The organism is Stenotrophomonas sp. RG-453 (assembly GCF_033843685.1).
GTDB lineage: Bacteria > Pseudomonadota > Gammaproteobacteria > Xanthomonadales > Xanthomonadaceae > Stenotrophomonas > Stenotrophomonas bentonitica_A.
In genome coordinates, this window is record NZ_JAMYED010000001.1 from 470,977 (window position 1) to 487,971 (window position 16,995).

16 protein-coding genes and 1 pseudogene are annotated in these 16,995 nt (G+C 68.9%); 11 read left to right on the forward strand and 6 right to left on the reverse strand.

Annotated elements, in window-relative coordinates; translation table 11 throughout:
• Positions 1-27 precede the first annotated feature (27 nt).
• Positions 28-753: a DNA repair protein RecO gene (recO, locus tag NJD74_RS01965; RefSeq protein WP_319623553.1), complete on the forward strand. Its 726-nt coding sequence runs from the start codon at positions 28-30 to the stop codon at positions 751-753.
• Positions 754-822: 69 nt separating this feature from the next.
• Here the strand turns inward: recO and NJD74_RS01970 are convergent.
• Positions 823-1,577, reverse strand: a pseudogene (locus tag NJD74_RS01970) (response regulator).
• Positions 1,578-1,714: 137 nt separating this feature from the next.
• On the opposite strand from NJD74_RS01970, the gene rlmD reads away from it, so the two are divergent.
• Positions 1,715-3,049 (forward strand): 23S rRNA (uracil(1939)-C(5))-methyltransferase RlmD, encoded by a 1,335-nt coding sequence (gene rlmD, locus NJD74_RS01975; protein WP_070425663.1) that lies wholly within the window; start codon positions 1,715-1,717, stop codon positions 3,047-3,049.
• Here the strand turns inward: rlmD and NJD74_RS01980 are convergent, their stop codons facing one another.
• On the reverse strand, positions 3,050-3,661 hold the full coding sequence (locus tag NJD74_RS01980) for a hypothetical protein (protein WP_319623554.1): 612 nt from the start codon (positions 3,659-3,661) through the stop codon (positions 3,050-3,052).
• Between the two features lie 79 nt (positions 3,662-3,740).
• Between NJD74_RS01980 and NJD74_RS01985 the strand changes: the two genes are divergently transcribed.
• From NJD74_RS01985 to NJD74_RS02020, 8 genes are all read left to right on the forward strand, one after another.
• Positions 3,741-4,244, forward strand: coding sequence for a CYTH domain-containing protein (locus tag NJD74_RS01985; RefSeq protein WP_026069817.1), 504 nt, complete (start codon positions 3,741-3,743; stop codon positions 4,242-4,244).
• 45 nt (positions 4,245-4,289) lie between these two features.
• Positions 4,290-4,982, forward strand: coding sequence for a DsbA family oxidoreductase (locus tag NJD74_RS01990; protein ID WP_319623555.1), 693 nt, complete (start codon positions 4,290-4,292; stop codon positions 4,980-4,982).
• A gap of 67 nt (positions 4,983-5,049) precedes the next feature.
• Positions 5,050-6,057, forward strand: coding sequence for a beta-N-acetylhexosaminidase (nagZ, locus tag NJD74_RS01995; protein ID WP_319623556.1), 1,008 nt, complete (start codon positions 5,050-5,052; stop codon positions 6,055-6,057).
• Positions 6,057-6,611: a hypoxanthine-guanine phosphoribosyltransferase gene (locus NJD74_RS02000; RefSeq protein ID WP_019183441.1), complete on the forward strand. Its 555-nt coding sequence runs from the start codon at positions 6,057-6,059 to the stop codon at positions 6,609-6,611. The genes nagZ and NJD74_RS02000 overlap by 1 nt, the downstream gene beginning before the upstream one ends.
• Positions 6,611-7,357 (forward strand): S-methyl-5'-thioinosine phosphorylase, encoded by a 747-nt coding sequence (locus NJD74_RS02005; RefSeq protein ID WP_070425660.1) that lies wholly within the window; start codon positions 6,611-6,613, stop codon positions 7,355-7,357. The genes NJD74_RS02000 and NJD74_RS02005 overlap by 1 nt, the downstream gene beginning before the upstream one ends.
• Before the next feature lie 88 nt (positions 7,358-7,445).
• The gene (locus tag NJD74_RS02010; RefSeq protein ID WP_019183439.1) at positions 7,446-7,652 is read left to right on the forward strand and encodes a cold-shock protein; all 207 of its coding nucleotides are present in this window, start codon (positions 7,446-7,448) and stop codon (positions 7,650-7,652) included.
• 63 nt (positions 7,653-7,715) lie between these two features.
• A complete protein-coding gene (locus NJD74_RS02015) occupies positions 7,716-8,972 on the forward strand; it encodes an NAD(P)/FAD-dependent oxidoreductase (RefSeq protein WP_319623557.1) in 1,257 nt (418 codons plus the stop codon).
• A 256-nt stretch (positions 8,973-9,228) separates the two neighbouring features.
• On the forward strand, positions 9,229-9,498 hold the full coding sequence (locus NJD74_RS02020; protein ID WP_019183437.1) for a hypothetical protein: 270 nt from the start codon (positions 9,229-9,231) through the stop codon (positions 9,496-9,498).
• Positions 9,499-9,542: 44 nt separating this feature from the next.
• Here NJD74_RS02020 and pdeM read toward each other — a convergent pair whose 3' ends face one another.
• The 4 genes from pdeM to NJD74_RS02040 are packed head-to-tail and all read right to left on the reverse strand — an operon-like array spanning position 9,543 to position 15,247.
• Positions 9,543-10,187 (reverse strand): ligase-associated DNA damage response endonuclease PdeM, encoded by a 645-nt coding sequence (gene pdeM / locus NJD74_RS02025; RefSeq protein ID WP_319623558.1) that lies wholly within the window; start codon positions 10,185-10,187, stop codon positions 9,543-9,545.
• Positions 10,177-12,624, reverse strand: coding sequence for a ligase-associated DNA damage response DEXH box helicase (locus tag NJD74_RS02030; RefSeq protein ID WP_319623559.1), 2,448 nt, complete (start codon positions 12,622-12,624; stop codon positions 10,177-10,179). The genes pdeM and NJD74_RS02030 overlap by 11 nt, the downstream gene beginning before the upstream one ends.
• Positions 12,625-12,638: 14 nt before the next feature.
• Positions 12,639-14,243 carry an ATP-dependent DNA ligase gene (locus NJD74_RS02035; RefSeq protein ID WP_319623560.1) on the reverse strand — a complete coding sequence of 535 codons (1,605 nt, stop codon included), beginning with the start codon at positions 14,241-14,243 and terminating at the stop codon, positions 12,639-12,641.
• Entirely contained in the window at positions 14,240-15,247 is a 1,008-nt protein-coding gene (locus NJD74_RS02040; protein WP_046273294.1) for a ligase-associated DNA damage response exonuclease, read from the reverse strand. The genes NJD74_RS02035 and NJD74_RS02040 overlap by 4 nt, the downstream gene beginning before the upstream one ends.
• A gap of 109 nt (positions 15,248-15,356) precedes the next feature.
• On the opposite strand from NJD74_RS02040, the gene NJD74_RS02045 reads away from it, so the two are divergent.
• The gene (locus NJD74_RS02045; RefSeq protein ID WP_319623561.1) at positions 15,357-16,988 is read left to right on the forward strand and encodes an isovaleryl-CoA dehydrogenase; all 1,632 of its coding nucleotides are present in this window, start codon (positions 15,357-15,359) and stop codon (positions 16,986-16,988) included.
• The last annotated feature ends 7 nt before the right edge of the window (positions 16,989-16,995 follow it).

Here is a 16,995-nt window from a genome sequence, read left to right on the forward strand (position 1 = left end):
GCCCCTCCAACCCCGGGCGGTTGAACCATGCGCATCGAGGATGAGCCGGCGTTCGTGCTCCACGCCCGCCCGTGGCGGGAAACCAGTCTGCTCGTGGAGGTGCTGACCGAGCAGTACGGCCGGATCGGGGTGCTTGCCCGAGGCGTATCCAGCCCGCGCAGCCAGGCGCTGCGCGCGGCCCTGCAGCCATTGCAGTGGATCCGCCTGACCGCCGTGCAGCGGGGCGAGCTGGCCCAGCTGCGCGGGGCCGAGGCCCTGGACGCTGCGCCACGCCTGACCGGCCAGGCGATGCTGGCCGGGTTCTACATCAACGAACTGCTGATGCGGCTGGCGCCCCGCCAAGACCCGCTGCCCGAGCTTTACGACCATTACGCGCAGGTCCGCGCACGGCTGCGCGATGGCGAGCCGCTGGCCTGGACCCTGCGCCGTTTCGAGCGCGACCTGCTGGAGGCCCTGGGCTTCGGCTTCGATCTGCTGCACGGCAGCGATGAGGAGCCGGTCGACCCGGCCGCACGGTATGAGCTGGACCCGCAGGAGGGGCCGCGCCGGCTGCTCAGCGACCGCGGTGTGGATCAGCGCCGTGGCACCGCGACCGGCAGTGCGTTGCTGGCGCTGGCCGCCGATGAACTGCCCGGGCCCGAGGATCTGGGCAGCCTGCGCCGGCCGATGCGCGCAGTGCTGATGCACCATCTGGGCGGGCGAGGGCTGAAATCCTGGGAAATGCTGGAGGACCTGGCGCGACGGGACACCTGAGCGCAGGCGGCCCGCGGCGCCGTTGCGGGGGGACTCACGCGGAAACGCTGCACGCGCTGCCGCCCGTGCTCACTGCAGCAGGGCGTCGACCGCCACGCGAAAGCGGCTCTGCGCCCCGGTGGAGTCCGGGGCCTGGTGCAGCTGGCGGACCGCCCGGGCCAGGCGCGCGGCGCCGACAAATCCGCAGCTGGCCTGCAGCCGATGCAGCTGGCCTGCAGCCGATGCAGCTGGCCGCGCAGGGCCCGCACATCGTCCTCGCGCAGGGCCTGGGCCACCGCGTCGCGAACCCCGGGCAACTCGGCCAGGAACAGCTCGCGCAACGCGATGAGGTGGTGGCGCTGCCCGTTCAGCGCGGCCAGGGCCGTGGTTTCGTCCCAGTCCTGGCGCTCGCCCTCCGCGTCCTCGGCGTCGGCAAGCACCGGGGTGGACAGGCTGCCAGCGGTATGCACCAACGCGCGGCGGACGGCCTTGAGCAGGTGCTCACGGCTCAGCGGTTTGACCAGGGTTTCACTAAAGCCGGCATCGCGCAGCCGCGAATGGATCGAGGTGTCGCCATCGGCGGTATGTGCCAATGCCGGCGTGTCCGGCCGCGAGCGGCGCAGCTCCTGCAGCAGTTGCGTGCCGTTACCGTCGGGCAGGTTGACGTCGATCAGCCACAGATCATGTTGGTTGCCACGGGCGCGGTCCATGGCCGTGGCCAGGGAATCGGCGGTATCCACCTGCGCCGGCAGGGTTTCCAGCGCGGCCTTGAAGAAGCCGCGGCTGATGGTGTCGTCCTCGACGAGCAGGAATCGGGGCATGGGATCCCTCGGGGTCATCTGCATTGGGGCTGCCTCCATGTCAGCTGCGCCCATATTAAACGCGAAGTCCCCGCCTGCAAGCGGTTTCAGCGGGCGGCAAGTCAGTTGGCAGTTGGTATCTGCGACAATACGCACCCTTTTTGCCCGCAGCCTGTTGCCACGTGGCCCGAACCCGCTCCCGCCTCGACCGTACTCCCTTCCAGACCGACATCCTCGACCTCAGCCATGACGGCCGTGGCGTTGCCCGCCGCGACGGCGAGGGTGGCAAGGTCACCTTCATCACCGGCGCGCTGCCCGGTGAGGTGGTGACCGCCGAGCCGACCGCGCGCAATCGTCATTTCGATGAAGCCCGGACCATCGAGGTCGTACAGGCCTCGCCGCAGCGGGTGACCCCGCGCTGCCCGCATTTCGGCGTCTGTGCCGGCTGCGTGCTGCAGCACCTGGAAGAGTCGCAGCAGATCGTGGCCAAGCAGCGGGTGCTGATCGACAACCTGACCCGGATCGGCCACGTCACGCCGGGCACGGTGCTGCCGCCGCTGGTGGGCGACAGCTGGGGCTACCGCCGCAAAGGCCGCTTCTCGGTGCGCCGCGTCGAGAAGAAGGACAAGACCCTGGTCGGCTTCCGCGAGCTGGACCCGCGTTTCGTCGCGGACCTGAGCCAGTGCCTGACCGTCATTCCGGAAATCGGAATGAAGGTCGGCGTGCTCTCCGAGTTCATCGAGACCCTGGACGGCAAACGCGACATTCCCCAGATCGAATTCATCGCCGGCGATGACGCGATCATGCTGACCATCCGCCACATGCAGCCGCTCAGCGATGCCGACCGTGCCGCGTGGATCGCCTTCGGCCAGGCACACGGTTTTGCGATCTCGCTGCAGCCCGGTGGCGTGGAGTCGGTGCAGCCGCTGTGGCCGGCCGAGGTGCCGTTGTCGTTCAAGCTGGCGCCGTGGGATGTCGAGCTGGCGTTCCGCCCGCTGGATTTCATCCAGGTCAATGCCAAGCTCAACGTGCAGATGATCGCGCACGCGCTGGCCCTGCTCGATGCCGGTCCGGACGAGCGCGTGCTCGATCTGTTCTGCGGGCTGGGCAATTTCACCCTGCCGCTGGCGCGCACCGTGCGCAACGTGGTCGGCGTGGAGGGTGATGCCGGCCTGGTGGCGCGTGCGCGTGAGAACGCGGTGCGCAACGGGCTGGAGAATGCCGAGTTCCATGCCGCCGATCTGACCCAGGACCAGCGCCAGGCCTCGTGGATGCGCCAGGGCTTTGACAAGCTGCTGCTGGATCCGCCGCGCTCGGGCGCCATCGAAGTGCTGCAGCAGCTGCCGCTGAAGCAGTTCAAGCGCATCGTCTACGTGAGCTGCCATCCGGGCTCGCTGGCGCGCGATGCCGGCTACCTGGTCAACGAGCAGGGCTTCACCCTGGTCTCGGCCGGCGCGATGGACATGTTCCCGCACACCGCGCACGTGGAAAGCATCGCGGTGTTCGAAAAGCGCTGATCAGCGCCCGTCCCCGGGCGCGGCGTTCTGCCACTGGCCGTGTGCGTCGAACACATAGGTCTGCGGTTCGGTGCCGCGCTCGGTCGCATCCCCGGCGGTGACATTGCAGCGGATCTCCGGCGCCTCGGTGCTGCGCAGTTCGCAGTCGTCGATCGCGAAGATCTGCAGGCGTTGCTGGAACGCGCGCAGTTCCTCGCGGGTGGCGGCATCGTCGATGGACGCAGCACGGCGATCAAGCTGCGCATTGAGCAGCTCGCGGACACGTTCGCGCGGGGGCACCGGCGCGTCGACATCGGCGCGCTGCATCGCCCAGCCCATGCCCTGCGGAACGAAGCGCAGCATGCGGTAGCGGTTCTTGAGGCCGATCTCCATGCCGACCAGGCAGTCGTATGCACCGGCGAGCGTGGTGCTTGTCCAGCACGGGCCATGTTCGAACCGGCGAGGGGTGAACATCGACTGCAGCAGCAGATCCTGGGTAGAGGCGGCCGGCGTCTTTTCCGCCTCGACCATGGCCATCACCGCCGCCTCGATCTGTGCAGGCGTGGGCGGCGAGGCGGCGAGCGCGCCCAACGGCAGCACGGTCAGCAGCAGGGCGGGGAAGAGCGGTTTCATCGGGGCGTCCTTGCAAGGCAGCCGGGCAGTATAGAAGCGCGCCGTGGCCGCGGTGCCGCGATCGCCGCATACTGTGCGCATGGGCATTGAAATCGAACGCAAATACCTCGTCACCGGTGAGGGCTGGCGCACCGCTGCGCACGCGGTGATCCCGATGGCACAGGGCTATCTCAACGACGCCGCCTCGCTGGAGAGCGGCGCGCAGAAGGCATCGGTGCGCGTGCGCATCCAGGGCGCGCAGGCCTTCCTCAACATGAAGTCGCGCGAGATCGGGCACACCCGGCAGGAGTTCGATTATCCGATCCCGGTGGAGGATGCGCGCGCGTTGCTGGCGCTGTGCGTCGGCGGGCTGATCGACAAGCGCCGGCACCTGGTCGAGCACGACGGGCTGCTCTGGGAGGTGGACGAATTCCTCGGCGAGAACGCCGGGCTGGTGGTGGCCGAAGTGGAGCTCGAGCACGCCGAGCAGACGGTCACGCTGCCCGAGTGGGCAGGCGAGGAAGTCACCGACCAGGTGCGCTATTACAACCTGGCCTTGGCAGCGCACCCCTTTTCACGCTGGTCCAGCGCTGAACGCGGCTGATCCGCGGCCCTTGTGAAGCGGTCTTTCCGCCCACAATCTGGCCAGATGAAAATCGATATCTGGTCGGATGTGGTGTGCCCCTGGTGCTGGATCGGCAAGCACCGGTTCCAGCAGGGACTGGCGTTGCTCGGCGCTGACGCGCCCGAGGTGGAGGTGCATTGGCACCCGTTCCTGCTCGATCCCGACGCCGGCACGGCCCCGGTACCGCTGCGCCAGGCGTACGCGGCCAAGTTCGGCAGTGCCGAGCGCACTGAACAGATCCTGACCCAGACCCAGGCCGCGGCGTGCGCCGAGGGCCTGCCGATGGATTTCAACCAGGGCCAGGTCCGGGTGACCACGCTGCCGGCGCACCGGCTGATGTGGCTGGCCGGGCGTGAAGGCGTCCAGGCCGAGGTCGGCGAGGCACTGTTCCGCGCGCATTTCGTGGAGGGCCGCAACCTGGCCGACCCCCAGACCCTGATCGCCGCCGGCGCCGCCGGCCGGCTCCAGGCCGAGCGCATCACCGCGCTGCTGGAAGGAGAGGAGGGGCTGGAGGAGATCCAGGCGCAGCTGGCGCAGGCGCAGCGCTTCGGCATTCAGTCCGTGCCCACCTTCGTGATCGACGATAAATACGCCATCCAGGGGGCCCAGCCACCGGAGGCGTTCGCCCAGGCCCTGCGCCAGATCGCGGCCGAACGCACGCCTGCAGGCCCTGCGGGGCACGGCGATGGCTGCGGCCCGGACGGTTGCGAGGTCTGACGCTGCGCGCGGGTTCTGCGACAATGCGGCAGTGCGCCATGGTGGCGCCCCGTATTGGAGACACCCCATGCTCGTGATCGGCGTTGCCGGGACCGAACTCACCGCCCAGGAACGCGAGTGGCTGCAGCACGACGCCGTGGCCGGCGTCATCCTGTTCAAGCGCAACTTCGCCTCGCGCGAGCAGATCGCCGAGCTCTCGGCGGCCATCCGCGCCGCCGCGCCGCGCCCGCAGCTGATCTGCGTGGACCAGGAAGGCGGCCGCGTGCAACGCTTCCGCGAGGGGTACAGCGCGCTGCCGCCGCTGCAGGGCTTCGATGCGCTGTATGCCTCCGATCGCGAGGCCGCGCTGGCCCTGGCCGAGCAGCACGCTTGGCTGATGGCCAGTGAAGTGCGCGCCAGTGACGTGGACCTCAGCTTCGCCCCCGTCGTCGATCTGGGCCGTGGCAACCTGGCGATCGGCAATCGCGCCTTCAGCGCGGACCCGCAGGTGGTCGCAGCGTTCACTGCCGCCTATGTGCGCGGCATGCACAGCGTTGGCATGGCCGCCACGCTCAAGCATTTCCCCGGGCACGGCACCGTGCTGGAAGACACCCATTTCCACGACGCCAGCGACCCGCGCTCGCTCGATGAACTGCGCGCGCTGGACCTGATCCCGTTCGCGGCCGGCATCGCCGCCGGCGCCGATGCGGTGATGATGGCCCACGTGGTCTACCCGCAGGTCGCGCCGGAGCCGGCCGGCTACTCGCCACGCTGGATCCAGCAGATCCTGCGCGAACAGATGGGCTTCCGCGGCGTGGTCTTCTCCGACGACATCGGCATGGCCGCTTCATTCGCCGCCGGTGGCGTGAAGGCGCGCGTGGATGCACACCTGGACGCCGGTTGCGACGTGGTGCTGGTCTGCCACCCCGAACTGGTGGAAGAATCGCTGCGCGCCGTCGAAGGTCGCACCCTCAACACCGCTGCGCTGCTCGGCCTGATCGGCCGCGGCGCGCTGGGCTGGGACGGCCTGCTGGCCGATTCCCGCCACGGCACCACCCAATCCCGTTTGCTTGACACCCTTGGAAGAACCGTCTGATGCCCAACCTCACCATTTCCCAGGCCCTGGCCCAGGCCGACCTGCTGGTCGACCGTCCCACCATCGACAAGGCCATCGCTGGCATCGCCGACGCCATCGCGCGCGACTACAAGGGCGAGGTCCCGCTGTTCCTGTCGATCATGCACGGCGCGCTGCCGTTCGCCGGCCAGCTCGCACTGGAACTGGGCGCACGCGGCCAGGACGTGCAGTTCGATTACCTGCACGCCACCCGCTACCGCGGTGAAACCACCGGCGGCGACCTGGTCTGGAAGCACAAGCCGGCCACCGCGCTGTTCGGCCGCCGCGTGCTGCTGGTCGATGACATCCTCGACGAGGGCTACACGCTGCAGGGCGTGCGCACCTGGTGCCTGGAGCAGGGCGCCACCGACGTGCGCATCGCCGCGCTGACGGTCAAGCTGCACGACCGCGCGCTGCCGGACGTCAAGGCCGACTACGCCGGCATCGACCTGCCGGACCGCTATGTGTTCGGTTTCGGCATGGACGTCAACGAAACGCTGCGCTGCGTGCCGGCCATCTACGCGATGAAGGAATGATGGAACACATTTCCCTTGCCGTCATCGGCGGCACCGGCGTCTACAAGCTGGCCCAGCTCGACGATGTGAGCAGCCACCAGGTCCAGACGCGCTACGGCACGCCGTCCGGCCCGATCCGCGTCGGCACGCTGCTGGGTCAGCGCGTGGCCTTCCTGGCCCGCCATGGTGAAGGCCACTCGCTGCCGCCGCACAAGATCAATTACCGCGCCAACCTGGCCGCGCTGCAGCAGATTGGCGCGCAGCGTGTGCTCGCGCTCAACACGGTCGGCGGCATCACCGAACTGTTCGGCCCGCGCGTGCTGGCCTGCCCGGACCAGCTGATCGATTACACCTGGGGCCGCATCTCCACCCTGTGCGAAGAGCCGGGCACCGACGTGCTGCACGTGGACTTCGGCCACCCGTACACGCCGATGCTGCGCAGCAAGGTGCTGGCCGCGGCGAAAGTGACCGGCGTGCGCCTGCAGGACGGTGGCTGCTACGGCGCGACCCAGGGCCCGCGGCTGGAAACCAATGCGGAAATCGCGCGCATGCGCCGCGATGGCTGCGATCTGGTCGGCATGACCGGCATGCCCGAAGCCAGCCTGGCCCGCGAGCTCGGCCTGGACTACGCCTGCCTGGCGATCGTGGCCAACTGGGCCGCCGGCTGTGGCGATGGCGATGAAATCACGATGGCCGAAGTGCTGGCCAATGTGGACGCCGCCTCCTCCGGCCTGCCCGAATTGATCGGTGAATTGGCACGGGGGTGATTGTCATTACCGTACAAGGTTTGCATACTCCGCCAGTGCGCTGGTTGAGCGTACACCACCCATTCATAGAAGAAGGTCTCGCATTACCATGCCGAACGGTACCGTCAAGTGGTTCAACGACGCCAAGGGATTTGGCTTTATCTCGCCGGAGGACGGCAGCGCCGACGTCTTCGCGCACTTCTCCGCGATCAACTCCAAGGGCTTCCGCAGTCTGCAGGAAGGCCAGAAGGTCACCTATGACGTGACCCAGGGCCCGAAGGGCGCCCAAGCCTCGAACATCGTGCCGGCTGAGTGATTTTCTCGGCTGCGCATTGAAAACCCCGCTTCGGCGGGGTTTTTTTTCATCAGTGAGTCCCCCATGACCCCTCGTCGCACCATCGCCATCGTCGGTTACGGCACCGCTGGCCAGGCCCTGTCGATCCTGCTTTCACGTGACCATCACCAGGTGCACGTGTTCGAGCGCGCGGCGCGGCCCGGTCCGGTCGGGGCCGGCTTCCTGCTCCAGCCGACCGGGCTGGAGGTGCTCTGGCAGATGGGGCTGCTGCCCGCGGTGATGCAGCACGGTGCCCCCGTGCGCCGCTTGCACGGCCAAACCCCGTGCGGGCGCACGGTGATGGACATGCGCTATGCCGACTTGAATCCAGCGCTGCACGGCGTGGGCATGCAGCGCGGTGCGCTGTTCTCGCTGCTGGCCGCTGCGTGGGAGCAGCCGGGCAATCTGCAGCCCGCTACGTCCATCGTCGAGGTGAACACCGCGCAGGGGCGCGTGCGTGACGCACAGGGGCGCTGGCATGGCCCCTATGATCTGGTGATCGCCGCCGATGGCGCGGCCTCGTCGCTGCGTGCGCAGGTGCAGGGCACATCGCTTGACCGCGAATACCCGTGGGGCGCGCGGTGGTGCCTGCTGCCGCGCGGCGATTGGCCGCACATCGATGAGCTGCGCCAACGCTATGTGGCGGCGCGCAAGATGATCGGGCTGCTGCCGGTGGGCACGCGACCCGGCAACGATGAGCCGCAGTTGAGCTTCTTCTGGAGCCTGCCACGCGACCGGTTCGCCCAGTGGGAGCGTGACGGCATGGCGCGCTGGCTGGATGAGATCGCCACATTGTGGCCGCAGGCGCACGCGCGGTTGGCGGGCGTGTGTGAACCCACACAGTTGGCTCGCGCCGGGTATCGCGACGCGGTGCTCGCGCGCTGGCACCGCGAGCGGCTGGTGCTGGTGGGGGACGCCGCCCACGCGATGAGCCCCCAGCTGGGGCAGGGCGTGAACATGGCGCTGATGGACGCACTGGCGTTGCGCGATGCACTGCGCGCGCACGCTGATCGCGACAATGCGCTGCAGGCCTACCAGGCACAGCGCCGCGCGCATGTAGCGATCTACCAGTACTGGAGCCGCTGGCTGACGCCGTTGTTCCAGTCCGAACGGGATGGCCTGGCGCGCGCCCGCGATGTGCTGTTCCAGCCGATGGGCCGCATCCCGGGCGGGCGTGGACACATGCTCCGCGTCCTCAGTGGAACGCAGCGCGGCTGGCTCGGCAGACTGCCGTTGTCGCCCGCGTTCATGCAGGCGATGCACGGGCTGCAGGACACGCGCGAGCGCGACAGCATCTGCTGATAGCCCCGCGTAGCAGTGCATCGCAGCGGATGTGAAGGCGTGAATAACATCCATTGACGGTGGACTCACCGCCCACGTGGGACAACACTCAGGCAAACGCAGCGTGCATGTGGTTCATCCATGCGCGACCTGCTGCTTCCACGGACGCGCTGTCCGATGCCTGATCGCTTGGAGCCCCGCGACTGCGGGGTGGTAGGGTGGGGCTGCGTTTGCGACCTACGGTCCGGTGGACCGATCGCAACCCAAGGAGATTGAAATGCTGTTCTCGGCCGAAACTCTGGAAAGTGAAATCCGCAAACTGCGCGGACTGCTGCAGATGCTGCATGAGGATCAGCCGGACGTGATGGAAGACGTGTTTGAGTTCCATGTCACCAGCCTCATCACGCACGCTGCGCCGGAACACCACCCGCGCATCCGCAGCGCTGCCCATGAGATGTTGACCGCGATCCAGCGGCAACCGGTGCGGCCCAATCCGAATGCACCGGATATCCGGTTGATGCCCAGCCTGTTGGCCTCCGCTGCCTGATGCAGGCAAGGTAACTGCGTCACCGACGTCGCGCGCTGTCCGGATCAGCGCGCCGGCAACGCGATGGCCTGGTCCTCGACGCAGGCCACCAGCCTTTCGCCCGAGGCCAGTACCGGTGCGATGCCGGCAGTGAAGCCCGAGAACGCCGGCAGTATCGTCATTCCCTCGCGCATCCAGAACGCTGGCCAACGCCGCTGCATGCCCGGCAAGCGGGCCAGCGGATGCAGGTGACCACACAGCACATGCAGCCCTGGCTGCGGCTGCGGTGCATGACGCAGCAGGAACGGTCCTTCCTGGATACGCTCGCCCAGCAGTTCGATGCCCAGGTCGGCCTTGGGCAGCACACGGTCATGATTGCCTTCCAGTGCACCGATCCACAGCTGTGGATGCTGCTCGCGCCATCCCTGCCACTGGCGGTACCACGCGGCGCGGTGCGCAGCGCCATGCAGTACATCGCCGAGTATCCACAGATGGCGGATGGCGCGCTGCTGTACCACGGTGCCCAGACGCTGCAGGTCATCGGAGGTGCCGCCACTGGGCAGTCCGATGCCCGAACGCCGGAACAGATCGGCTTTGCCCAGGTGAAGATCGGCGATCAACAGTGCATCGCGCGCCGGCCAGTACAGCGCACGCGCACCGAGCAGATGGACGCTTTCGCCGGCGAGCGTGATCGGCAGTTCAGGCGCCATGGCGCTTCTCCAGTTGCTGCGCGGCGCGCAGGACGCGGGTCTTCCAGTCTTCGTTGCTGAGCTGGCCGCGCAAGCGTTCTGCCCAGAGCGGGAAAGACAACGGTCCCAGGCTGGTCGGATGCTGCACGCTCAGCGTGCGGGCCTGGCAGCTCGACAGAGCGCGGGCCAGGCTTCCCAGATCGAGTTGATCCTGCAGCACTTCGTGTTCGGCCAACGTCAGCAGGATGTGATCCGGATCGTGCTGTCGCAGCACGTCGTACAGCAGCCCGCTGGAGGCCTGCAGCTGGCGCAGGCTGCGCGGTGTGCGGCCGGGCAGTGCCGGTACGAGCATGCCTGACACCCGCGCGATATCGCGGAACTGGCGCCGCGCCAGTTCGCCCAGGTTGAGGCTCTCGCGCAGATCGGTGAGCAGTCCCTCCGGTGCCAGCAGGGTGCGCACGCGCGCTGCATCGAGTTCGACCGGGCGTGCCGGTGCGAGCACGAAGCCATAGTCGTTGGCAGCGTAGCCGAAGGTATTGCTGTGCTGCCGCGTCCAGCGCAATGCCATCAGCGCGGCCAGCCCTTCATTGACCTGGCGACCGGCGAAGGGATACACGAACACGAACTGGCCATCGCGACGCCGCACGTGCTCCACCAGCAGCAGCTCCGGACCGGGGAGGGCGGACAGGCGCGTCTGCAGCGCGAGCAGCGGCGCCAGCCAGCGCATCTCCGGGCTGTCGGCAGGGCGGGCCAGCACCGTTTCCATTTCATGGCCCAGCGCGTCGGACAGTGGCAGCCGGCCGCCCTGCCAGCGCGGCACCACGCCATCGCCGCCCCGGGCCAGGCGCACATACGCGGTCAGGTTCTCCAGCCGCACCAGTTCCAGCAGGCGACCGGCGAACTGGAAGCGATCACCGGGGCGCAGCCGGCTGAGGAACTGCTCCTCCACCGCACCCAGCCGGCCGCCGCGCAGGAACTGCACCATGACACTGCCATCGCTGGTGATGGTGCCGATCGACAGCCGGTGCCGCAGCGCGACGCGACGGTCGTGCACGCGGTAGATGCCATCGTCATCGCGCACCACCTTGTGGAAGTCCGGGTACTGCGACAGCGCGCGGCCGCCCTGCACGATGAACTCGAGCACGCCCTCCCAGTGCGTGCTGTCCAGCCCGGCGAACGCGTGCGTGCGCCGCACCTGCTCCAGCAGCGCGTCCGGATCGAAGCCGCCGCCCAACGCGCAGCTCACCGCGTGCTGCGCCAACACATCCAGCGACAATCGCAGCGGCCGGCGGGCTTCGATGTGCCCCTGGGCCAGCGCGCGACGCGCGGCGGCATACTCCACCAGCTCCAGCGCGTGCGAGGGCACGCACACGATGTGCCCGGATTCGCCGGGGCGATGCCTGGCGCGCCCGGCACGCTGCAGCAGCCGCGCGATGCCCTTGGGGCTGCCGATCTGCAGCACCTGGTCGACACTGGGGAAATCGACGCCGAGATCCAGGCTGGAGGTGGCGACCACGCAGCGCAGGCGACCTTCGCGCAGGCCCTGCTCGGCGGCGCGGCGCAACGCCGGGTCCAGTGAGCCATGATGCAGTGCGAGGGTATCCGGGTCTTCCGGCCACACTGCCGCCAGTGCCTGGTGCCAGAGTTCGGCATGGGCGCGGGTGTTGGTGAACAACAGGCTGGTGCGCACCGTGAGCAGCTTCTCCAGCACGCGCTGCAGCTGCGACAAGCCCAGGTGGCCGGCCCAGGGAAAACGCTCGCCCTGCGCGGGCAGCAGTGTCTCCACGCTGACCGGACGGGGGCGTGCGCCGGCCACCAGCGGCGCGTCGGGCACGTCGGGCAAGAGCACCTCGCGCGCCTCCTCCAGATTGCCCAGCGTGGCCGACAGCCCCCATACCTGCAGGGCGGGCAGGGCGTCGCGCAGGCGGCGCAGATTCAACTGCAGCAGTACGCCCCGCTTGTTGCCCAGCAGTTCATGCCACTCATCCACGACCACGCAGCGCAGGTGCTGCAGGCGGGCCATCGTGTCGGGGTAGCTGAGCAGCAGGGCCAGTGATTCGGGCGTGGTCACCAGCACATCCAGCCGACCCTCGCGCGCCAGTCGCTTGTCGCGCGCGCTGGCATCGCCGGTGCGCAGGCCGACCTGCCAGTCCAGCCCGAGGGCGTCCAAAGGCTCTCGCAGCGCGCGCGCGGTATCGGCGGCCAGCGCGCGCAGCGGGGTGATCCACAGCACCTGCAGGACCGGCACCGGTGTCTTGGCACGGCCACGCGTGGTGCGTGGTGGAGGATCGTGCAGCGCCTGCAGCAGCGGCCCGCCGAACATCGCCAGCGTCTTGCCGCTACCGGTGGGTGTGTGCAGCAGGCCCGAGTCGCCCGCCAGGTAATGCTTCCACATCGCTTTCTGGAACGGCAGCGGCGCCCAGCCCCGGCTGGCGAACCACGCTGTCAGGCGGGCCATGGCCTCCCGTCGCGTCACCGCGCCAGTGCCTGCAGCTGGGCCAGCGTGTCCGCTTCGCTGGCCGGTTTGTCATGCCGCCAGCGCAGGATCCGCGGAAAGCGCACGGCGATGCCGGACTTGTGGCGCTTGCTGCGGTTCACCGCCTCGAAGCCGAGCTCGAACACCTGCTCGCCACGAACGCTGCGGACCGGCCCGAAGCGCTCGATCGTGTTCGCGCGGATCCAGCGGTCCAGCGCGAGGATTTCCTTGTCATCCAGGCCCGAGTACGCCTTGGCCACCGGCACCAGCGTCTGGCCATCCCACACGCCGAAGGTGTAATCGGTGTACAGCGTACTGCGGCGGCCATGGCCGGACTGGGCATAGATCATCACCGCATCGATGGTCAGCGGCGCGATCTTCCACTTCCACCAGTCGCCGCGCCGGCGTCCGGCCTGGTAAACCGACTCGGCGCGCTTGAGCATCAGCCCTTCCACGCCACGCTCGCGGGCCAGGTCGCGCTGCAGTGCCGCCGTGTGCCAGTCCGCCACGCTGAGCGCCGGTGACAGCCGCAGGCGCGGGTCGTCCAGCGTGGCCAGTACCTCGGCCAGGCGCGCCCGCCGTTGCGAGAGGGGCAGGGCGCGCAGGTCTTCACCGCCCAGCTCGAGCAGATCGTAGGCAAGCACGCGCACCGGCGTATCGCGCAGTGTCTTCGGGCCGGGCTTGAGTCGCTGGATGCGGGTCTGCAGGGCGGTGAAGGGCAGCGGCAGATCGTCGCCGTCCGCCCAGGCCAGCAGCTCGCCATCGATCACGCAGCCATCGGGCAACGCCATCGCGGCCGCCTCGATCTCGGGGAAGCGACCGTCCAGTCGCTCCTCGCCACGCGACCACAGCGCGACCTCACCCTGGCGGCGCAGCACCTGCAGACGGATGCCATCCCACTTCCATTCCAGCAGCCAGTCATCGATCGGGCCCAGCGTGTCGACCTCGGCCTCCAACGGCGATGCCAGGAAGAACGGGTAGGGCTGCTGGCGATCCTCGGGGCGCTCTTCGGGGGACAACAAGGCGGCCAGCAGGCCCGGCGTGGGTACCCAGCTGCCGAGCATGCGCTGGGCAATGCGCGCGATGTCGATGCCCGACCATTCGGCCAGCGCCTGCTGCACCAGCCGCTGTGACACGCCCACCCGCAGCGCGCCAGTCAGCAGCTTGTTGAACACCAGCCGCTCATCGAAGGCGAGCTGTTGCCACGCCCCGGTGACGGCGGCGTGACGCACCGGCTCGGGCTGATTGGCCACCGGCAGCAGCTTCTGCTCGATCCAGTCGGCCAGCCCGATATCCGCGCCGGCCTGCGCCGGATCATTCATGAGCAGGGTCAGCGTCTCGGCCAGATCGCCAACCTGGTCATAGCTGTCGTCGACCAGCCAGGCGGGCGTATCGGACAACTCGGCCACCCACGCGCGCAGCTCGGCGTTGCCGGCGATCTTCTGGCGCGCGCTGGTGACCTTGCCGCCGGCCAGCAGGAACAGGGCCCATGCGGCATCGTGCGCGGGGGCCTGCTGGAAGTAGCGCACCAGCGCGGCGCGTTTGTCGCCGGTCGCGGTGCTGCGGTCCAGCTCGCTGTAGAGCGCGGCAAAGCGTTTCATTCTTCGTCCCCGTAGCCGGTGGCGAAGGCCTCGGCGGCGACGCCACGCTCGCGCAGGAAGCGGATCAGCGCGTCGGTGTTGCCGTGGGTGGCGATGACGCGGCGCGCACCGGTCTCGGCGATGGTGCGCAGCAGGTCAGGCCAGTCGGCGTGATCGGAGACGACGAAACCGCGATCGTAGTTGCGCCGGCGGCGGTTGCCGCGCACGCGCATCCATCCGGAGGCAAAGCCCAGCTGCGCGCGCTTGAAACGGCGCATCCACGCGCTGCCCGCCGCCGAGGGCGGCGCCAGGATCAGCTTGCCGGCGAACGCCGCCCCGCGTTCCTGCTCGCTGACCGGTTCGGTGGCCAGCATCGGGATTCCCGCCTCGCGATAGACCGCCACGCCCGTGGCGATCGCCCCATGCAGCAATGCTGGTTGGGTTTCCAGCGGCAGCAGTTCGGCGAGGATCCGCTGCGCCTTGCCGAGTGCGTAGCACAGCAGCACGGCTGCCTCGCCACGCGCTTCGCACTCGCGCCGCCAGGCCACGATGTCCGCGGCGACCTGTGCGGTGTCCGGCCAGCGATACACCGGCAGGCCGAAGGTTGCTTCGGTGATGAACGTATCGCACGGCACCACCTCGAACGGCGCGCAGCTCGGATCGTGCTGGCGCTTGTAGTCGCCCGAGGCCACCCACACCCGGCCCGCATGCGCGATCCGCACCTGCGCCGAGCCGAGCACATGCCCGGCCGAGTGCAGGGAGACCTCGGTGTCGCCAAGGGTGAAGCGTTCACCATAGGCGTGCGCGGTGCAGTCCACATCGCCCAGCCGCCAACGCAGGATCGGCAGGGTCTGCGTGGTGCAGTGATAGTGACCCATGCCGTTGCGCGCATGGTCGCCGTGGCCATGCGTGATCACCGCGCGCGGCACCGGCCGCCATGGGTCGATATGGAAGTCACCGGCCGGGCAGTACAGCCCCTCCGGGCGCAGCACCACCAGGTCGTCGTTGTCGGCATCGGCGTTCATGCCTGCACTGTGCCGCCGCGCTCGTGCAGGAGGTGAGAATCCGCATGAACGGCGGCCTGCACGGGGATGCGGCAGAATCGGTGCATCTGTCTGCAAGGAGGTCGCCCTGATGACGTCTGCCTGGCCCGCGTTCGAGACGCACGAGGTGAGCAACCAGCCGCCGCCCTTCGGAGGCCGGAACCTCTGGGCCGACGACAGTGCACTGGCCGATGCCGTCCAGCGCGAGGGAGGTGGCATTTTCGTGAGCCCGCTGGCGCGCTACGGCGGGCTCGCCGGCGATGCGCTGTACCGGCTCGGCTTCGATGCCAACCGCGACCGCCCGCGCCTGCGCACGCACGACGCGCAGGGCCATCGCATCGATACCGTCGAGTTCCATCCGGCGTACCACGAGTTGATGAGCACGGCCAAGACGCATGGCGTGGCGGGGCTGTCCTGGCATGACGGCCGCCCCGGCGCGCATGTCGCGCGCGCTGCCTTGAGCTACCTGCATCACCAAGCCGAGGCGGGCACCAGCTGTCCGTTGACGATGACCCATGCGGCGGTCGCGGTGCTGCGCCAGGCGCCGGCGCTCGCCGAATGGGCGGACAAGGCGGCGGCCCCGCACTACGACCCGCGTGACGTCCCGATTGCCGACAAGGCCGGGATCACCCTGGGCATGGGCATGACCGAGAAGCAGGGCGGTTCTGATGTGCGCAGCAACACCACGCGCGCCGAGCCGCAGGCCGATGGCAGCCATGCGCTGATCGGCCACAAGTGGTTCTTCTCCGCGCCGATGTCAGATGGCTTCCTGGTGCTCGCGCAGGCGCCGGGTGGGCTGAGCTGTTTCCTCATGCCGCGGCGCCTGGCCGACGGCAACCGCAACGCGTTCCGTCTGATGCGCCTGAAGGACAAGCTTGGCGACTGGTCCAACGCCTCCAGCGAGGTGGAACTGTGTGGGGCCTGGGCGCAGCGCGTGGGCGAGGAAGGGCGTGGGGTGGCCACCATCATCGGCATGGTGATGATGACGCGGCTGGACTGCATGCTTGGTGCCGCGGCGGAGATGCGCATGGCACTGGCGCAGGCACTGCACCACACCCGGCACCGCAGCAGTTTCGGCGCGCGGTTGAGCGAGCATCCGCTGATGGCCAATGTGCTGGCCGACCTGGCGATCGAATCCGAAGCGGCCACCGTGTTCGCCATGCGCGTGGCGCGTGCGGTCGACCAGGCCGGAGGCGATCCGCAGCAGGCGGCCTTCGCGCGCATCGCCACGGCGGTGGGCAAGTACTGGGTGTGCAAGCGGGCTGCCGTGTTCGTCAACGAAGCGCAGGAATGCCTGGGCGGCGCGGGCTATGTGGAGGAGTCGATGCTGCCGCGGTTGTACCGGCAGGCGCCGTTGAATTCGATCTGGGAAGGCAGCGGCAACATCCAGTGCCTGGACGTGCTGCGTGCGCTGTCGCGCGAGCCGCAGGTACTGCAGGCGCTGCAGGTTGAGCTGGACGCGGTGGCCGGGACAGATGCCCTCTATGACGCCGCGTTGCGGGCACTGCGGGCGCAGTTGGCGACACCGCCGGAGCAGGCGCAGGCACGCCGGGTCACCGAGCGCCTGGCGCTGTTGTTGCAGGCCGCGGTGCTGCTGCGTGCGCAGAGCCCGAACGCGTCCGCCTTCATCCGCTCACGGCTGGGGGCCGAGCATGGGATGGCCTTCGGCACGCTGCTGGCCGACGTGGACTTCGCGGCCGTGCTGGGCCGCGCTCTGCCGTAAGCGGCCG